The organism is Rummeliibacillus sp. G93 (assembly GCF_023515935.1).
Taxonomy (GTDB): Bacteria; Bacillota; Bacilli; order Bacillales_A; family Planococcaceae; genus Rummeliibacillus; species Rummeliibacillus stabekisii.
In genome coordinates, this window is the sequence record NZ_CP097314.1 from 602,646 (window position 1) to 620,691 (window position 18,046).

The 18,046-nt window shown below is 36.2% G+C and carries 19 protein-coding genes and 1 tRNA gene; 10 read left to right on the forward strand and 10 right to left on the reverse strand.

Annotated features, from left to right (window positions below; translation table 11 throughout):
• Window positions 1-46 precede the first annotated feature (46 nt).
• On the reverse strand, window positions 47-676 hold the full coding sequence (locus M2M59_RS02895; RefSeq protein WP_066784462.1) for a LysE family transporter: 630 nt from the start codon (window positions 674-676) through the stop codon (window positions 47-49).
• A 160-nt stretch (window positions 677-836) separates the two neighbouring features.
• Here M2M59_RS02895 and M2M59_RS02900 point away from each other — a divergent pair, with 160 nt between their 5' ends.
• From M2M59_RS02900 to M2M59_RS02925, 6 genes are all read left to right on the forward strand, one after another.
• Window positions 837-1,094: a hypothetical protein gene (locus M2M59_RS02900; protein ID WP_147194886.1), complete on the forward strand. Its 258-nt coding sequence runs from the start codon at window positions 837-839 to the stop codon at window positions 1,092-1,094.
• 369 nt (window positions 1,095-1,463) lie between these two features.
• Window positions 1,464-2,114, forward strand: coding sequence for a C40 family peptidase (locus M2M59_RS02905; RefSeq protein ID WP_147194883.1), 651 nt, complete (start codon window positions 1,464-1,466; stop codon window positions 2,112-2,114).
• A gap of 199 nt (window positions 2,115-2,313) precedes the next feature.
• Window positions 2,314-3,768: a methyl-accepting chemotaxis protein gene (locus M2M59_RS02910; protein ID WP_249775971.1), complete on the forward strand. Its 1,455-nt coding sequence runs from the start codon at window positions 2,314-2,316 to the stop codon at window positions 3,766-3,768.
• Window positions 3,769-3,923: 155 nt separating this feature from the next.
• Window positions 3,924-4,322, forward strand: coding sequence for a hypothetical protein (locus M2M59_RS02915; protein ID WP_249775460.1), 399 nt, complete (start codon window positions 3,924-3,926; stop codon window positions 4,320-4,322).
• A 121-nt stretch (window positions 4,323-4,443) separates the two neighbouring features.
• The gene (locus M2M59_RS02920; protein WP_249775461.1) at window positions 4,444-4,782 is read left to right on the forward strand and encodes a DUF5658 family protein; all 339 of its coding nucleotides are present in this window, start codon (window positions 4,444-4,446) and stop codon (window positions 4,780-4,782) included.
• A gap of 310 nt (window positions 4,783-5,092) precedes the next feature.
• Window positions 5,093-5,695, forward strand: coding sequence for a competence protein ComK (locus tag M2M59_RS02925; RefSeq protein ID WP_184117518.1), 603 nt, complete (start codon window positions 5,093-5,095; stop codon window positions 5,693-5,695).
• A gap of 149 nt (window positions 5,696-5,844) precedes the next feature.
• Here the strand turns inward: M2M59_RS02925 and M2M59_RS02930 are convergent, their stop codons facing one another.
• Window positions 5,845-6,231 (reverse strand): PaaI family thioesterase, encoded by a 387-nt coding sequence (locus tag M2M59_RS02930; RefSeq protein ID WP_236717725.1) that lies wholly within the window; start codon window positions 6,229-6,231, stop codon window positions 5,845-5,847.
• A gap of 264 nt (window positions 6,232-6,495) precedes the next feature.
• Between M2M59_RS02930 and M2M59_RS02935 the strand changes: the two genes are divergently transcribed.
• The 3 genes from M2M59_RS02935 (at window position 6,496) to M2M59_RS02945 (ending at window position 9,130) form a co-directional block, all read left to right on the forward strand.
• Window positions 6,496-8,238, forward strand: coding sequence for a bifunctional metallophosphatase/5'-nucleotidase (locus tag M2M59_RS02935; protein WP_249775462.1), 1,743 nt, complete (start codon window positions 6,496-6,498; stop codon window positions 8,236-8,238).
• A 134-nt stretch (window positions 8,239-8,372) separates the two neighbouring features.
• Window positions 8,373-8,852, forward strand: a complete 480-nt coding sequence (locus M2M59_RS02940) for a hypothetical protein (protein WP_066784490.1) — start codon at window positions 8,373-8,375, stop codon at window positions 8,850-8,852.
• Entirely contained in the window at window positions 8,840-9,130 is a 291-nt protein-coding gene (locus M2M59_RS02945) for a DUF2653 family protein (protein ID WP_066784491.1), read from the forward strand. The genes M2M59_RS02940 and M2M59_RS02945 overlap by 13 nt, the downstream gene beginning before the upstream one ends.
• Window positions 9,131-9,277: 147 nt before the next feature.
• Here the strand turns inward: M2M59_RS02945 and M2M59_RS02950 are convergent.
• The 5 genes from M2M59_RS02950 to M2M59_RS02970 all read right to left on the reverse strand — a co-directional run bounded on the left by M2M59_RS02950 (window position 9,278) and on the right by M2M59_RS02970 (window position 11,877).
• A tRNA-Thr gene (locus M2M59_RS02950) sits at window positions 9,278-9,348 on the reverse strand.
• A 130-nt stretch (window positions 9,349-9,478) separates the two neighbouring features.
• Window positions 9,479-9,865, reverse strand: coding sequence for a potassium channel family protein (locus M2M59_RS02955; protein ID WP_066784496.1), 387 nt, complete (start codon window positions 9,863-9,865; stop codon window positions 9,479-9,481).
• Between the two features lie 161 nt (window positions 9,866-10,026).
• On the reverse strand, window positions 10,027-10,665 hold the full coding sequence (locus M2M59_RS02960) for an O-methyltransferase (protein ID WP_249775463.1): 639 nt from the start codon (window positions 10,663-10,665) through the stop codon (window positions 10,027-10,029).
• Window positions 10,649-10,981: a hypothetical protein gene (locus M2M59_RS02965; RefSeq protein ID WP_249775464.1), complete on the reverse strand. Its 333-nt coding sequence runs from the start codon at window positions 10,979-10,981 to the stop codon at window positions 10,649-10,651. Before M2M59_RS02965 ends, M2M59_RS02960 begins: the two co-directional genes overlap by 17 nt.
• A gap of 182 nt (window positions 10,982-11,163) precedes the next feature.
• The gene (locus tag M2M59_RS02970) at window positions 11,164-11,877 is read right to left on the reverse strand and encodes a WecB/TagA/CpsF family glycosyltransferase (RefSeq protein ID WP_249775465.1); all 714 of its coding nucleotides are present in this window, start codon (window positions 11,875-11,877) and stop codon (window positions 11,164-11,166) included.
• A 320-nt stretch (window positions 11,878-12,197) separates the two neighbouring features.
• Here M2M59_RS02970 and M2M59_RS02975 point away from each other — a divergent pair, with 320 nt between their 5' ends.
• The gene (locus tag M2M59_RS02975; RefSeq protein WP_249775466.1) at window positions 12,198-13,682 is read left to right on the forward strand and encodes a S1C family serine protease; all 1,485 of its coding nucleotides are present in this window, start codon (window positions 12,198-12,200) and stop codon (window positions 13,680-13,682) included.
• Between the two features lie 79 nt (window positions 13,683-13,761).
• On the opposite strand, the gene M2M59_RS02980 is transcribed toward M2M59_RS02975, so the two are convergent.
• The 3 genes from M2M59_RS02980 to M2M59_RS02990 form a co-directional block, all read right to left on the reverse strand.
• Complete coding sequence (locus M2M59_RS02980; RefSeq protein WP_249775467.1) at window positions 13,762-14,496, reverse strand: C40 family peptidase; 735 nt, start codon at window positions 14,494-14,496, stop codon at window positions 13,762-13,764.
• Between the two features lie 300 nt (window positions 14,497-14,796).
• Window positions 14,797-16,107, reverse strand: coding sequence for a C40 family peptidase (locus M2M59_RS02985; RefSeq protein WP_249775468.1), 1,311 nt, complete (start codon window positions 16,105-16,107; stop codon window positions 14,797-14,799).
• 210 nt (window positions 16,108-16,317) lie between these two features.
• The gene (locus tag M2M59_RS02990; protein WP_249775469.1) at window positions 16,318-18,009 is read right to left on the reverse strand and encodes a methyl-accepting chemotaxis protein; all 1,692 of its coding nucleotides are present in this window, start codon (window positions 18,007-18,009) and stop codon (window positions 16,318-16,320) included.
• Window positions 18,010-18,046 lie beyond the last annotated feature (37 nt).

Here is an 18,046-nt window from a genome sequence, read left to right on the forward strand (position 1 = left end):
ACCTCAATTTTATTTGTTAGAGGTAGGTTTTCCGTATTGTACTTTTTTATGCAAACAGGGCTTGATATGCTTGGTAGCCAAAGTGAATACCAAAGCCAATCATAGACAAAGAGGAAACGATTGAGATGCCATTTAAAAACTTCGTAGAAAGGACTTTTCGAGAGCCACTTGAAATACTTGACATAAAAAGGTCTACCAATACAATGCCAAGCAATATCACTAAGCTATATAAAATAATTTCCCATTTCTCAAGTTTCCCAGAACCGCCTACTAATACAGAACCATAAATGCCAAGCCAAAAAAGGATGGTCAAAGGATTTAAAAGGGCGATGAAGAAACCAGATAGAAATGAATGTCTTAATCTTGTGACCTTTTTAAAGTTGGTATTAAGTTTAACTTTATGGAGGGTTAATAAGTTTTCAATCCCTGTATACAATAAGACGAAGCAGCCAAAAGACCAAAGAATGGTTTTGACGACTTGAAATTCAATAAAATGCCCAATACCAAAGTAAACCAATAACATATACAACATGTCAGTTGCGATGGCGCCAAGGCTAAAAAACCAGGCATGAAAAAAACCATTTTTTATCCCAAGGTTTAGCAGTGTTGCCTTAACTGGTCCAATCGGCGCGGCCAAAGATATGCCTAAAAAGAAATAAGGGAAAAAAGAGTGCATTGTGGTTTCCTCCGTTTTGTGGTGTCTTACATCCTATTCAGCGGAGACAACCATTACGACTAATAGTGGAAAAATTTCTAAAGAGGAACCGAGCGATTAAAGTTTTAGTATGGCCTAGGATGGATATGCTTACACATAAGAGAAAAAAGGAGGTTTGTTGATGAAGGAATTTAAAGTGACTTACTTTTTTGACCAAGAACATTATGTGCGACGTTTTATTTTTGTTGAGTCGCAAGCAGAAGCAGAAGCATTAATCCAAAGTGAAAGAGATCAATACATCCACTTTACAGATTCTAGAGGTATTTATCATGAACTCTTTACGGGGCATGTACGAGTTATCCAAATTTCAGAGTATCATAGAATAGATAAATCAAAAAAAGCGAAAGAAATGATCGACGGAAATCATTTTTATTCATAGTGAGTGGCTCGCTTCTTAAATAAGATGCGAGCCTTTTTGTAATATAAATTTGTTCTCCTTATCACATTCTTGTCATATTCACCCCTTATAATGAACATGTTCAATAAATAACTACAAAAAATAAATATAACTAATAAAGATAATAACTGAGTTAATTTCATAATAAAATTTCACTAAAAAAAGAGTATTGATAGTATTACGGATACGGCATCTTCTAAGGGATGCGATCGAGCTGGAAGCCTAGCGAAATGAAGCAATATAGAGAGTAAGCTAATATCGCTGAAAGTTCTGTCTGGAGAACAGATTACTGTTCGTCTATATGCTATTAAAAAGACTTATGAGATTGATTCAACTAAGGGAGAATATTAAATGAGAAAACCATTACTAACAGCAATCGCACTAAGTTCGGCACTGCTATTTACAACCGTGGGAGAAGAAACAACCGCATCAGCAGCTACAGTTACATACAAAGTAAAATCAGGCGACACTCTTTCTAAAATAGGAAGCAAATATCATATTTCATACAAAACAATTATGAAATTAAATCATATGAAGTCTACAAAAATATATGTAGGCCAAAAATTAAAAGTGAAAAAAACAAAAGCTAAAAAGAAAGCTACGAAAAAAGTCAGCAAAAGTGTTGCAGGCGTTTCATCCTCGTCTAAAGCTTCCAAGGCTCTAGCAATTGCTCTTAAGCAACAGGGGATAAAATACGTTTTTGGCGGCTCGTCAAAAAGCGGTTTTGATTGTAGCGGACTTATTTACTATGCATATAAAAAAGCAGGATACTCTGTATCGCGCACAAATGCTCAAGGTTTTTATGCACGTTCATCTGCAACCAAATCACCTCGTATTGGCGATTTAGTTTTCTTTAAAAATACATATAAATCAGGAATTTCACATATCGGTATTTATATGGGCAACAGCAAGTTTGTTAGTGCAAGCGGTACAAAGGTTCAAGTTAGCTCTGTGAATGAATCTTACTGGAAAAAACACTTTGCTGGTTACAGACATTTATAATTTGATATAAACCAAAACCATTTAGTTGAAAAGCTAAATGGTTTTTTTGACATAATTAAGGGTAAGGTCTGTAATTTTTTTCATTTTACATTGAAAAGTTGAATCTCACGCTGTTATAATAATGATGAAAAAAGGCCTAATTATCTTTTAAGATAACAGGAATTTTTACTTAATCGCTGAGGAAGTGAGAAATTTGACGATGGATGAACTGAAATGGGAAGACCTTCAAAAGAAAAACTTTTACCTATTTTTAATGGTCTTTATTTGCTCTGGGTTAGGCACAATTGCGCAGCTTATATTGTCATCAACAAATTTGGTAAGGATTAGTTTGGGAATATCTTTTTTACTTTTTATAATCGCTTATTTTGCACAGAAAAAAATTAATGCGCTAAAAATTGCTTTCCCATACTTTGTTGTTGCCATGATATTTCTAATTAGTATGACTTTGATTTTTGGCCAAGGTGAATCAACACTAGGTACTATTGCTTTAAGCTTTTTCTTAATTATAGTGGCAAGTATTCATTCTAATCGAAAGATTTACTTTACCGGAGTAATCCTCGGCCTTATGACAATTTATATGAACTATATCAATTTTCAAGATGAAGATATACATAGTCAATTGGCCAATGTCGTATTAGTTTATTTATTAATGATTATTGGATTGTATCTACAAATTTTGCAAAATGGTAGAGTGCTCGACCAAGCGTTGGGCTACTTACGCACAGTACATGAGCAGGCAGAAAAGGAAAAAGATACTTCGAATAAGCTGAATACAACAGTCGGTACAATAACTTCTAATTTAAACGATATTAAAAATACTTTTGAAAACACCACTACTTCATATCAAGAGATGCTAGGGGCAGTGAGTGAGGTAAGTGCTGGAGCAGAACAGCAGAATTATCGGATCAACGATATTGCACAAGATATCCAATATATGCACAAAACGGTACTCGATATTGGACGCTCGGTAGAAGGCGCTAAAAATGAAACAGAGGAAGCTGGTCAACAAGCAACACAGGGTGCGAAAAATATGAAAGAAATGAAGGAAGAAATCGATAATTTCTCTGGATTTTTCCAACAACTTTCTCAATCCGTTGAAACGCTGACTTCTAAAATACAAGAAACCAATACATTCACAGTTGCGATTAAAGGGATTACAGAACAAACTAATCTGTTGGCCCTCAATGCTTCTATTGAAGCCGCGCGTGCCGGTGAATATGGGAAGGGCTTCGCTGTTGTAGCCGAAGAAATCCGTAAATTGGCCTCCACTACTGCAGATACATTAGTGAAAATTGATGAAAATCTAAGTAATGTTAACACATACAATGAAAGTACTTTAAGCCAATTACAAGTAGGGGCGAAACGTGTCGAGCAACAAGTGGAAACTGTAGAAAAGTCAGTAAATGCGTTTAATCATTTATATACTGCTATGCAAAACCTGAATCAGCAAATGATAGTAGTAGCAAGTGAAATTAAAAGTGTTGAGGACAAGACAGGCACTATTGAAGCGAATACAAATGAATTTGCAACAATTATTGAGGGAAGCACTGCTTCATTAGAAGAGCTCAATGCTACACTAAGTATGCTAGCAGATGACCAGAAAAAAACGGCCCATAATCTCGTGGAAACATACGAGGCAGCAACACAACTATAGATGAAAAACCAGCGAATGCTGGTTTTTTTGTTGGTCAAAGAAATGTTCTTTTCCGATACGCTTTACCCATTGTTAATCTATTAGTATAAAGGCCCAATTGCCTTAGTCATTTGACCATATGATACAAGGAATAATGAAAAGGGAGTGTTTAGAGAATGGTTCAACCTTTTGATGGGCAAGGCGTTAATTACATGAGGGAAAATATGGAGTATAACCCATGGATGTCACAAATGAGTCAACAGTATGGTGGGTGGCACTCTGGCGATCAATGGGGACAGGGGCATGATTGGAATCAAAACTATGGACATATGCAACATCAACAACACGGCAACTGGAATATGGGACATCATGGAAGCCATGGGGGTCATGGAAGCCATGGAGGTCATGGTGGCCATGGATATCCAATGCATCATGGATACCATCAATCCTATCCTTGGCAATCCGGTCAACACCATTGGCGTCCAACACAACAGCATTGGCAAACATACCCAATGCATCATGATGGCCATCACCAACAATGGCAACAATGGAACCCAGGCCATCCATGGATGTAATTTAATATAAATTAGAAGGGCTGGCACAGAATTTTTCTGGCCAGTCCTTTTTCGTATGTGAATAAAAACCTTTCTATTTGCCTTAGACTTATTCAACATTGGCAATTTAGGAGGAGTTTTAGTGGAACAATCTATAACACAGCCCGAAAGTAAACGGCAATTTATTAATGTTTATATATTATTCATATTATGCTTGTTAGATACAATTTTAACAGACATAGGCTTACGCAATCATATTATTGGCGAAGCCAATCCTTTAATGAGTTGGATATACAGCTCGAGTAAAATAGCCTTTTATTTAATGAAATTAGCTTTACCTGTAGCTCTCATTGTTATTCTAAGTAAGATGAGGGCTACTTTATTGACAAATCTACTTTTAAGAGCAGCGCTTGTTATCTATAGTATTGTTTTTCTTATGCATATTAGTTGGATTGTGAGTGTATTGGCACTTTCTATTTAAATAATTTTAGCCTTTTGGTTGGTTAAAATTAACGTGATTTAGGCCGTTTAAGTTAAGAAAGTAATGAAAAAAGTTAATCAGCTTTTAACAGTGTAAAATAACAAAACCGCTAATTAACAGGTTTTTGAGAGAAAAAAGGGATTTTATAGTGAATTTAATAGGAAAATATGTTTATTTGACATCGGATTTTAATAGTAATAATATAATATAAAATTATCCTGAATTATGTCGAATTTACAAATTATGTTTGATTTGATGGCGGGAAATTTTGTTTTATCGCTTTTATTTTATTAATGAGGAGGGAAATGAATTGATTAAACATGTTTACGCTTTATCTATTGAAACGCTTGCACTTATCCCATTTTACGAGAATGCGACGGGGAAGGTAAAAACTAAAATTATGGAATTAGGGGGAGTTACACTAAGCGATTTAAATCCAATCGAAATTATGGACGCCAATTTAAAATTCTCAGGCTCTAGCTTAACAGGGGCTGGACAAGGGACAAAGCATATTCTTGGTAAAGTTAAGATGCATCCGGTCACTATTAACGAAAGAGTCTGGTTTCCCGTTTTCTCGCCAAAGAAAGATGGCTGCATATGGTTAGCACTTAACCATATAAAAAGGTACAGTGCATACGGTAGCTTAGGTACGATTATTACTTTTACTAGTGGAACCGAATTAATAATGGATATTACAGTAAGTACATTTGAACGGAGAATGAATCGTGCATGCGCATTAAAAGCGCAAATAGAATACTATACGTTTTATATGCGAATCCCTCCAAAAGAAAAGAGAAACTATGCAAAATACGAGATTATTAAAGAAGAGAATAGCATCAACTATCAAATTAATAGAAAACCAAAACAAAAGGTTAAAGGTGACGATGAAGGCGAAGCGAACTTAGTACCTTAACACATAATGAACTGTACAGTATAACTTGCAGAACAGGGAGATAGACAAGCTCAAAAGCCAGAATAGTAAAGTATATCGGATCCTCTTTACCTACAATAGAGACATATAAAAAGATGCCCAACCTCTTAAAAGAGTGGGCATCTCTATCCTTAATTACTACCTTTAAATGTACCTGTTGCAAATCCAACGAGTTCATCTTCTTCGTCATAGAGACGGCCTTCTACAATGGTTGTTGAACGGGTTTGTGAAATGATACGCGCTAGCCCTTTCACACGTCCGTGAGTAACCGGCTTTAAAAAACGCGTTTCTAGTTGAATAGTAATTACATCTTTAAAACCAAGTGTATGTGTTGCAATGCCCATCACAGTATCAAGAGCTGACATGAAGACACCGCCGTGCATTGTACCCACCACATTGTTTAGTTCTTTTTTATAGTCAAAGGCAATTTCGGCAATTCCATCTTCAGCATGTATATATTCAAGTCCAAGTGTTTGCCAAAAAGGACTTTCTTCAAAACGTTGTTGAACAGATTTCATTGTTGTCAAAATAAATTCCTCCCCAAATTTTAACAGGCACATCTAACTATAAGTTCTACGTAATTATATCATATTTAGGCAAAATTCTTCAAAATTTTTAATAAAAAAGCGCTTTCATTTATTTGAAATGATGATATAGTATTATCTGAATAGTCTTACATGCTATTATTATATTATTTTTAATTTTGAGTATTGTATTGTTATATAGCAGACTATACAATGAAGAAGAAACAAACTTACATATAAAATGGGAGAGTGTAGAGAGTGTTTAAAACAAAAATCGTCGCAACATTAGGGGCTGCTGCATTATTAATGACGCCTATGTCAGCTTTTGCCAAAACAACGCCAGCAAAACCGAAAGCACCAACAACTGTGCCAGTACAGTTTCTATCTATCAATGATATGCATGGTAATATCGGAGAGAGTTATAAAGCTACTGATGGCACACCAATCGGAGGAGCACCAGCTCTTGCGTATCACTTTGAGCAAGAAAAAGCAGCGTTTGCTAAGAAGTACAAATTAAAAACAGCTGCTGCGAATACTTACAGAATTAGTGCAGGCGACTTAGTAGGCGGAAGTCCATCTTATTCAAGCTTACTTCAAGACGAGCCAACAATGAATGCAGCCAATGCAATTAAATTTACTGTTGGAGCACTAGGTAACCATGAATTTGATGAGGGAATCGATGAATTCAAACGAATTTTAAACGGCCTTGCACCGACTGAAGCAACACAAAACTATGAATTAGTAAAAGATTATAAATTGACTAAAAGCAATATGGAGATCCTAACTTCCAACATTGTAGATAAAAAGTCTAAGAAAATCCTTAGTGGCTTCAAACCTTATACAGTGAAAAAATATGGTGGAGTTAAAGTTGGATTTATCGGTGTCGTTACACCAGACATTAAAACAGTAGTACTATCTAAACACGTTGAGAATATCGAAGTGGTAAATCCAGCAAAAGCAATCGCAAAATATTCAAAAGTTTTGCGTAAACAAGGTGTAAATGCAATCGTCGTAGTTGCACACTCAGGTGCCTATAACACAGATGCAGACACATCAATTGAAACACAAGGAAAAGAGAAAATTTTAGGCCAAACAGTCGATATGCTGAAAGAGCTTGAAAAAATCGATCCGAAACACTCTGTAGACGTAGTAATCGGCGGCCATGATCACAACTTTGCTAATGGCGTTTACAAAAATACACGCATTATTGAGGCAAAATCATTTGGTAAAGCTTATTCAGTTGTAACAGGTAAAATTAGCAAAAAGACAAAAGACTTTATTAAAACACCATCTGGTATTGTAAAATATAACTACTTGCCAACTGAAGAACAAATCAACAGCAACAAAGTATCTAAGAAGGTAAATGGCATTGTGAATGAAGCGAAATCTTTAGTAAAAGAGAAAATTGATGCGCCAATCGCAACAGCATCATTTGAATCCATTACAAGAGACCGTGTCGCTCATCCACTAGGCGGTTCTCCAGTCGGCAACTTAGTAACTGATGGACAATTAAGCCAAGCAAAAGCTTCAGGCTACAATGCTGACTTTGCTATGACAAACTCTGGTGGTATCCGTGCTGACCTTACTACAGTTAAAGACGGAGACAAAAATGTTATTACATGGGGTAAAGCGCAAGCAGTCCAACCATTCGGCAACTACTTGAAAGTGGTAGACATGACTGGTGCTAATATTAAAGAAGCAATCAACCAACAATTCACAGGTGGTTATGGCTTAGAAGTATCTGGCTTGCACTATACGTATAATTCAAAAGGAGTTGTAGATGTATTTGTAGGAGATACAGATGAAAAAATCGATCCTGCAAAAACATATTCTGTTGTAATTAACGACTTTATCGCAACAGGTGGCGATAACTTCAAAGCATTCACAACAGCAACAAATGATAAAACAATCGAAGTAGATACTGATGCATTCATCAACTACTTAAAAGGTAAACAAACTATTGATGAGCCAACAGAAGTTCGTAATGTAAAAGTGGACTAACAAACTAATAAAAATCCTCTTGCTATAAAAGCAGGAGGATTTTTTTTGCCTTAGCGTTTCATTTCATATAATGTAAGGAAAATGATAAGATAAGAGTAAGTAATATTAATTACACACTAATGGAGGGTATTTAATTGAAATTTAAAAAACTTGCGGCAGCTTTATTTGCAGCTACTCTTGCTTTCTCAACTGTAGGGCCTGTTGTTTCAGACCATTTTAGCATCACAGCTGATGCAAGAGGATACAAATCAGGCAAAAGAGGTTTTAATTCAAACGGTAATTCCAATAATTCTATTTTCAATAACAATAAATCCAATACAAATCGAAATACACAAGATAACAAAAACTCAAGCTTTAATAACAAAACTAACAAATCAAAAACTGCTAATTCAACTCCACGAAAGGGCGGATTTATGCGTGGCATGATGCTCGGAGGACTTGCAGGACTTTTATTTGGTGGAATGCTTAGCAATATGGGTGCAATGGGCAACTTATTTGGTTTATTAATCAATGTTATTGCCATCTTGGTACTTATTATGTTAATCATGAAAGTTTTCCAAATGTTCCGTGGCAACAAAAAACGTGACGAGGACCGAAATGTATGGAAACAATAGTCTTATCAGAGGACCAATTAATTAACGCATTATGCGTATACCATGCACGCCAAATCAATGTAATGCCCGAAAATGTAGAGATCGAGCTTTGCTTTGATGACGATGAAGGCTACTCTGCCGATGCATATTATAATAATCGACAAGATACGTATCGCGTAGCCAACATGTTGTCCGCTATCCGTGCCTATTTACAAGAAGAAACCAACGTAGATCCCTATGCAGCAAGCATCCGATTAGAAATTGATGATGAAGAGGGCATGATTGCCGTTATAGAATAAGAAATAAAGCCATCCAATTATGGATGGCTTTTATTTTTATGGAAACAGAATAGACGTAATAGGCTATCTAAGAGTCTTATTGGATTATCAATTGAAAGATAGTGCAAATTCAAATTAAGATTTATGTTAGTTGTCGGTTTTTTAATATGCCGACTAAGAGAATCGAACTCCTATCAGTGGATTACGAGACCACCGTTTTGCCATTAAACTAAGTCGGCAATATTTATTTACACCAATAGTATAGCACTTTTATTTTCTTAATTCAGATTTCATGATTTAGGCGAAATTCAAAAATGCCCTAGCATTATCTTGACTTATTCTTCTCCAATGCAACTGGGAAGAAATGAATTATTTTTCTTCCTCTTGTCCTTCGCGTTTCCACTTTCCACTTTTAAAGGTTTTCTTAAAATCATCATCATTATTGATGGTCGATTTGGCCAAAAGTATGAGTGTTAGGAGCATTGTGCCTGTTCCAACGATAAGATAGAACATAGTGAATACTTTTCCTATCGCTGTTTCAGGGGAAAGGTTGGTATCGATGCCGGTTGGAATAATGCTCACAACGCAGAAATAGATGGCGTCTAGAACGGCCCAGCCTTCTTTTTGTGTATAAAATAACACGCCTGACAGAATGATGAAAAATAGGGTAGTAATAAGCGATAAAAATAAAGGATGTTTTGATGATTTATACAAAGCTTCTAGCAGTCGTTTTAGTGTTAGGATAAATGAAATCAAAGTGAAAGAATTCCTCCTCGTTATTATTCATTGAATACAGTATCATGCAAGGGAAAATATTTCTAGGTTGAGGGGTGGGGTAGTCGGATAAGCAGGATTAGAAATTGAAAAAACTGCTCACAAAGCATATAGCATTTGCTAGCAGTCAGCATGTTGTATAACTACTTTATAACGCGTGAAACCGTCATTCCGTCGCCGATCGGTATTAATACAGATTGCAACTGAGAGTGTTCTGCGACTGTTTTATTGAACTCTTTCATGAACTCACTATAACGTTTAGGCTGTGAGTTTGAATCTGCAACACTCCCGCCAGCTAAGACATTGTCTGTGACAATAATAGCACCATCTTTGGCAAGTTCGATACAAGCGTTTAAATAGTTGATGTAATTTAGTTTGTCTGCATCTATAAAGAAAAAATCATATTGTTTATTATTTTCTTTTAGAATTTGGAGGCTTTCTAGTGCTGGACCAGTCAAGTAGGTAACTTGATTACCAAAGCCTGCTTTGGTTAAATTTTGATGAGCGAGGGTAGCATAGTTTTCCTCTAATTCGAGTGATGTTAAATAACCTTCGCTGCCAAATCCTCTTGCCAAGCATATGCCGCTATAGCCGCCAAGTGCTCCAATTTCTAGTACTTCTTTAGCTTGTGATAAAGACACCAGCATTGTAAGAAGCTTACCAGAGCCGGGTGATACGGAGATAGAACGCATTCCGTTTTCTTCAATTGATGTCAGCACGTCCTCTAAATCTGTATCTGTTGGAGCGAAGAGGCTATCGATGTATTCATTGATTAGTTTCATCTGCTAGATCTCCTATCGTTTCTGAGGCTTCTATAGAAGGATTTTCAGTGGTTACCATTTCATCACTTTCTTCTAAATCAAATAGCTGTATAAATTCGTTGATAACCATGTCGAGTGCCTTTAACTCACCGATTAAGACTGGCTTAATAGTTTCAAATTCGGGTTCGTCTAGTTGCTGTTTGATAGTCATACGTTTTAGCTGAAGTATCTCTAAAAACGCTATTGCTCTGCCGCGCCTAAATGTTTTAGGACCCTTTGTATGATGGCCGCCGCCATGATGACGATGTCGGCCGCCTCTTTCCTCATTTGGTCTCATATCACACCTCTTTCTGTATACAATTGTATACAATCGGAATATAAAATTATTGTATACAATTGTATACAATAAATCAATATAAATTATAAGAGCGAATTATTATTAATAAATTGCTATTGGATTTTTGAATGGAAATTGGGAATATAAAAAAGCCGATTCAATTTAATAGAATCGGCAAATTGTTATTTTGATTGCAACACCTTAAGCAGAAAAAGAGGTATCTTCATCATACGTTTTATACGGGTGGGTTGTGTGATTAGGCGATAGAACCATTCAAGATTAAGCTTGATAAAGAGTTGTGGCGCACGGCGAACATTGCCTGATAACACGTCCAAACTGCCGCCTACGCCCATCATGACACAGTGCTCGAATTGATGGCGGTGACTAGCTATCCATTCTTCTTGTTTGGGAGCTCCCGTAGCAATAAAAATAAAATCAGGCTTTAAGGACGCTGCCTGAGTGGCTACTGCGTCACTGTCACCATAGCCATCAGCAGTCCCCACAATATTAATATGGGGGTAGAGGGCGATTGCCTTTTTAGCCGCTGCTTCTGCTACACCAGGCTTGCCGCCATAAAAGAAGAATCGATTTTTATTAATATCAGCATTTTTCATAAATGCGTGTACTAATTCATAGCCTGGTATCCGTTCCCGCAATGGAGTACCTAATATTTTAGAACCGATGACAACGCCTATACCGTCTGCGACTACATAGGTCGATCGCTGTACGTATTGTTCATATTGTGCATTTTCTTTTGTTAGCATAACAATTTCGGGATTCGCTGTTACGATTGAAATGGGTTCCTTGTTGCTGGTTGCCAAGGTCAAAACATGGCTTACAAACTCTTTTTTGGTAGTATCTACAAAAGGAATGCCCAATATATTTATCTTTTTCATTCAACTTACCTTCCATAACACTTTTTCCCTCATTATATACTACGGAATGGAAACTTTAAATAAACCGAGTAGACATTATAAAGGAGACCTATGGAAAAGAAAGTGAGGAGTGCATATAGTGCTGAAAATAGGGTAAAACAAATAAGTAGAAATACCTTCGAAAAAAATCTATTTTCTCATTCTATTCTCTGGAATTTATGCTATGATAATCTTTGTGAAATTGAATCTAGAAAGCCGAATTGATAAAATTTTGAAACTTTCATATAGGCTCATTCGTCTATAGTATTGACAATTAAATAATGATAGGAAGTGGATGTGTGATGACTAAAAATCGACGGTATCAGCCAAAGAAAGCATCCATCAAAAGAATAGCTGTATCCATTGTTTTAATGGCAGCCATTATCTTGGGTGCGTTTATGCTCCTAACCAAAAATGAAAAGTCAGCTAATGAAAATGAACATATTAAAAAAGTAGAGAAAATCAATAAGCCTAAAAAGGAAGAGACAAAAAAGAAAGAAGAACCAAAAAAGGATCAAGAGGATAAGGTGACAGCTAGCCGTCAAGAGGGCAGTGTGACTAATGATATTCCTGCAACTGGCCAACCAACGACGACCAAAGAAGAAACAAATGTTGTTATGCCTAAAAATGATACCTCTGCAATTATTGCAAACGCTAAAACGCAAGTCTATACGATCGTGACAGATTTGCAGCAAGGTTCTGGGTTCCTATTTAACAAAAAAGGAGACATTATCACGAATGCCCATGTGGCGAAGGATGCTTCTTATGTTTTAGTTTCAAATGAGCATGGCCAAGAGTTTCAAGGTCAGGTAATTGGAATTTCAAAAAAGACAGACGTTGCACTTATACGTGTACCAGAACTGGAAGGGAAAGACCCGCTCGTTTTAGATACAGCACCAGCAAGACTTAACACGCCTGTTATTGCAATTGGTAGCCCGAATAATAAGGGCGGCACTTCAACTGAAGGAAAAATCACAAACATTGGCGCAGAGTTTACGGATGAATACACATATAGCGGTCTATATGAAATGACAGCTCGTTTGCATCCCGGTTCTAGCGGTGGCCCGCTGATTAATGCAGAAACAGGTAACGTAATTGGTATTAATTCGATTATTTTAACAGACCAACCTGAAATAGGTTACGCTATACCAATTAAACAAATAATGAATTTAATTACAGGGTGGTCAAACAAAGATGTAGAGATCGATATTGATAACGATCAAGATTTTGATAATGATCACAGAGATGAAGCATATCTAGGGAAAGACTTGATAAAAGATTATATCGATAGCTTCTATGATCTTGTACCACTTGCTATTAAAGACCCTGTTAAAAGACCTTCATATGAGTCCTATATTCTTCCAGGAAGCACAGCGCAAAATGCTGCATCTAAGATGTTAGAAACATACACAGCTGATGGTAGAAAGTATAAAGATTTAAAACATTCAATCGGCAATATTCAAATCACAGACGATTATGCGACTGCCGAAGTTGACTCTACATTCACTTATGTAGATAAAAATAAGCAAGAGCATCAATTAAAAGAAAAAATAATCTATAAAATTGTTATCGACGACTATGCGGATTATCAATTTAAAGAAATTACGATCAACAGTACTCAAGACGATGGAGCATCTGCAGAAGAGTTGGAGACACCAGAGCAAGATACTGATGATGAAGAAACACCAGCCGTACAAACGAAAAGCGTTAAGGAAAACAAATCAGTTGTAGAACCAAAGTCAACTGAACCTGCAAGTGAAGAAGAAACTTATCAAACTGCATCCTAATGAAAAAGCTCAGCTACGTTAGCTGAGCTTTTTTAACGTACGATATATTATTCTAACGGGCACTACTTATAACATTCAGTTAGCGAATGCTACCGTAGCTATGAATGTAATTTTTCCAATAAGTGCTCATTGTTTGGTATTGTACATGGCTGCCTGCTGCATGAACAATCATGCCATTGCCTGCATAAATTGCCACATGTGTTATAGCACCGCCACCTACATTAAAGAATACTAAATCTCCTGGTTGTGGATTGCTTGTATATGGTAGGGCAGTACGTTGCTGACGACTTGTACGTGGTAAAGTAATACCATGTTTGCCTAAAACGTAGCGTGTAAAACCACTGCAGTCAAAACCAGATGGAGTGGTTCCACCATAAACATAAGGAACACCCAAGTAGTTTTTAGCTGTATTTACAATATCACTTTGATTTGTACTAGAAGAAGTTGTTTTAACGCCAGCGCCAGCTTTTAAGTAAGCTGCAGACATCCAGCCTGTTTTGCCTTGTGCACTAACTTTTAACCATGTTCTACCTGACACAACTTTTTTGTAGCTTGCATTTACAGTTTTATTTTTTTTGAAGTAACCTAACTTTCCTGCAGTTAGAGAAGGTGACTTACGTAATGTTAAGGAATTTGCAGTAACATGGTATTTGCCGCTGATTTTAACAGCTTGTGAGCTTGAAACCATTGTAATAGATGTATGTTCTGTAGTAGTTGCTGTATTATGTTGTTCTGCTGCTTTTGCTTGGCCAAATCCAATTGTTAATGCTAATGCGCCTGATGCGATAGCCGTTAAGAAAGTTCTCTTTTTCATGAAAGGTCCTCCAACTATTCTAGTAAGTTTTTTTATATTTCGTAGTTATTTAAGTTCAATCGTTATAGTTCAAATGTTATGTTTTATTTCGTTTTTTACAAGTATAACTTTATAAAAAATCTGATAAATTAACAATGCTATTTCGTTTACAGTTATATTACAGTCTTGTAACAAAAGTAGAGCATAATGATTACAGTTCGACAAAAACGTTGATATATCAAGCTTTCTTAATGTAAAAAAACCTTATCCAAAAATATTAGATAAGGTTTAAAAGTTAGTATTATAGGGAAAATTTATAACTTATAAATCATAAAATCGTTTATAGCTATCAAAGTGGCTCTTCCAATAAGATTCATTTACCGAAGATACCTGTACATAATCACCGCCGGCATGGACGAATTGGCCATTCCCAATATAAATACCTAAATGCGAGATACCAGTCTTGTACGTATTTTTAAAGAATACTAGATCGCCAGGTTTCGGACTGGAAACATAGTAAGAACGCGCTTCGTAGCTAGCAGCGCTTGTGCGGCTGATGTTATTATAACCAGCTTGTTTAAATACATAGTAAATAAAACCGCTGCAATCAAAGCCGCTTGGCGAAGAACCACCCCATACATAAGGTGTTCCTTTCATAGAAAGCCCAATATTAATAGCATTTTTTAATACTGTAGATGACGCTTGTCCAGGTGTTGGATTAGACACACCTGTTGTATTCTCTTTATCTTGTTGGACTGTTGTTCCGCTATTTTTTACTGCGAGGACTTGCCCAACGCGGATCATATCTGAAGTTAATCCATTCCAAGATTTTAGCTGTGTGATTGTTATACCAAATTTGTGGGCTATTACCGAAAGCGTATCACCTGACACCACTGTATATTTTTTTGCGTTCGAAGGCGCTGTTGGAGTCTTACTCGGTGTCGCTGGTTTCGTGTTATTGCTTGTTGGTTTTGTTGAAGACCCATTAATTTTTAACTTTTGACCAACATAAATAACATGGTTTTTTATGTTATTATTTTTTTCAATTGACGCAATGGATACGTTAAAAGCTGCAGCAATCTTTCCTACATAATCACCTGATTTGACAGTATAGGTCGTTGCTTTTTTGCTTGTCATTGGCTTTGGAGAATTATTCTTGTTAGAAGAAACATGAGTGACTGTAGTACTTGAGCCAGGTATCTTCAATGTTTGGCCAGCAAAAATAAGATCATTTTTTAGGCCATTAGCTTTCATTAAGGCTGATAATGTAATACCATGATTGGCTGCAATTTTTGCGATATAATCGCCTGGTTTTACTTTGTACGTACCAGACTTTTTGGTAACAGTTGTACTTTTACTTGTTGTACTTTTTTTCGGAGCAGAGGTTTTCTTGCTCGCACTGTTGCTCGTTGTGCCTGAGGTTTTTAAGGTTTGTCCTACATAAATAAGATCTGAAGTCAGATGGTTCAGTTTTTTAAGTTTGGTGATTGTCGTATTTTTCTTTTTTGCTATGACATATAGTGAATCACCACTTTTTACCTTGTATGTATTAGTACTTGCTTTCGCATCTTGGTCATGTATTACAAAAGTGGTAGCACATACAGCTAGAGCAGAAACGATTGCTTTTTTCATATAGGTCACTCCTTTTGGGTTGGATCTTATGAGTATATTTTATTAACTGTATTGTAGAGAAAAATGGGATTTAATACAATCAACTGACGAAAAAAGGGAGTTTTGATAGATAGATTGAAATATTTTTAAAATATATGTAGGAGAGGTAGATACTAAAGGACCATTAAATAAGTAGGTGAAAATAAAAAAAGCGCAATTTGCGCTTTTTCTTTACATTTGAAAGACTTGTATTTGTTTGTTTAATGTTTCAGCTAACTGGCTCAACTCTTCTGCTGAGGCTGTAATTTCTTCAACAATTGCATATTGCTCCTCACTCAGGTTAGCAATCTCTTGAGTTTTTGAATTTGTTTCTTGTGAAATAGCATTTACATTTTCAAGGGAAGCTGCAGTTTCCTGAGAGGCTGCTGCCATTTCTTCGGTAATAGTCGATACTTCTTGTATTTCATTAGAAAGATTAATAGACATTGTATAAATCTCCTGGAATGCTTTACCTGTTGTTTGAATACTGTTGAAACCATCATCAGCCTTTAAATTGACTTGTTCCATTTGCTGTACTGTTTTATGCATATACTTTTCGATATTTTCGGTTGTTTCACGTATTTCATTCGCTGAACGTGCCGATTCCTCTGCAAGCTTTCGAACTTCCCCGGCCACTACCGCAAAACCTTTACCATGCTCCCCGGCACGAGCCGCTTCTATTGCTGCGTTAAGTGCTAACAGATTCGTCTGCTCCGAAATTTCAGTAATCGTAGAAAGCATGCTGTTAATTCTCTTTGAACTATTCGCGAGCTCTAATAAAGAAGTTTGGGTTTCTGCCACTTCTGCTTTGATCTCTTTTATTTGTTTGACCGTATTCTTTAGATGCTTTCCGCCAAATACCGTTTTGTCTGATGAGTTTGCAGCTGATTTAGCAGCGGAAGCAGCTGATTCGGCTACAGCGCTAATTTGGCTAGCAACAACATTCACTGAATTTGTTCCATTTGTTAAGTAGTCAGTTTGCATCGCAGAATCAAGTGCAAGCTGATCAATTTTTTGGCTTACAATTTTAGTTGTATTATTGGTTTGCTCAGTACTCGCGTACAATTCTTCGGAAGAAGCTGCTAGATGTTCACTCGTTTGAGTTAATGTATGGATCATGTCTCTTAAATTTTGGTACATACCATTAAATGCTTCCGAAAGTTCATCAATTTCATCTTCTTGTCCATGGTGAATTGGTTCAATTGTTAAATTGCCATTCGCTACTTCTAAAACAAAATTCTTTAGTGAGTATATAGGTTTCATTTTATGAGAAAAATAAGATAGAACTACTGCAATATAAATCATAAATAGCGCTAGAAGGCCAGCCATTGTGATAATGCTCACTTTTACCTGCGTTTTAGCTTTTGTTACTTGTTTTGCTGTTAATTTTTTTAATGATTTGTCAAAAGAATCAATAGAGCTGCTGATATTATCTTTTAATAAACTATATTCAGTTCCATAAAGTATATCTTTAGCCTGGACGAATTCCTCGGATTTTGCTAATGAGATTGCTTTTTCTTCTAGTGGTTTAAGTTGTTCTGATTGTGTAATCGCATATTCGGCAAGAGCAATAATATCTTCTGGAAGTTGATTGCTCTTTAATTTTTTTAAAGTCTCATCAGCGTTTAGTGAGGATTGGACCTCACGCTCATAAGCTTGTAAGAAACGGCTAGAGCCAGATTCTGCGTATGTACGAATATTAGAAGACTTTGTTTCAGTATTCTTCATCAATGAAAGAGCAATTGAACTATCTTCTCGGTTAATTCTTTCAATTTTGTTTTGATTGGATATACTTTTTGCCAGATAGCCTAAACTTAATCCGTTTAGAATAACTAAAATAGCTGTAATTATGATTGTCAGACGAATCATCTTTTTAATGCTCATTACCACACCTCATATTTTCACAATGAATTTTGTAACT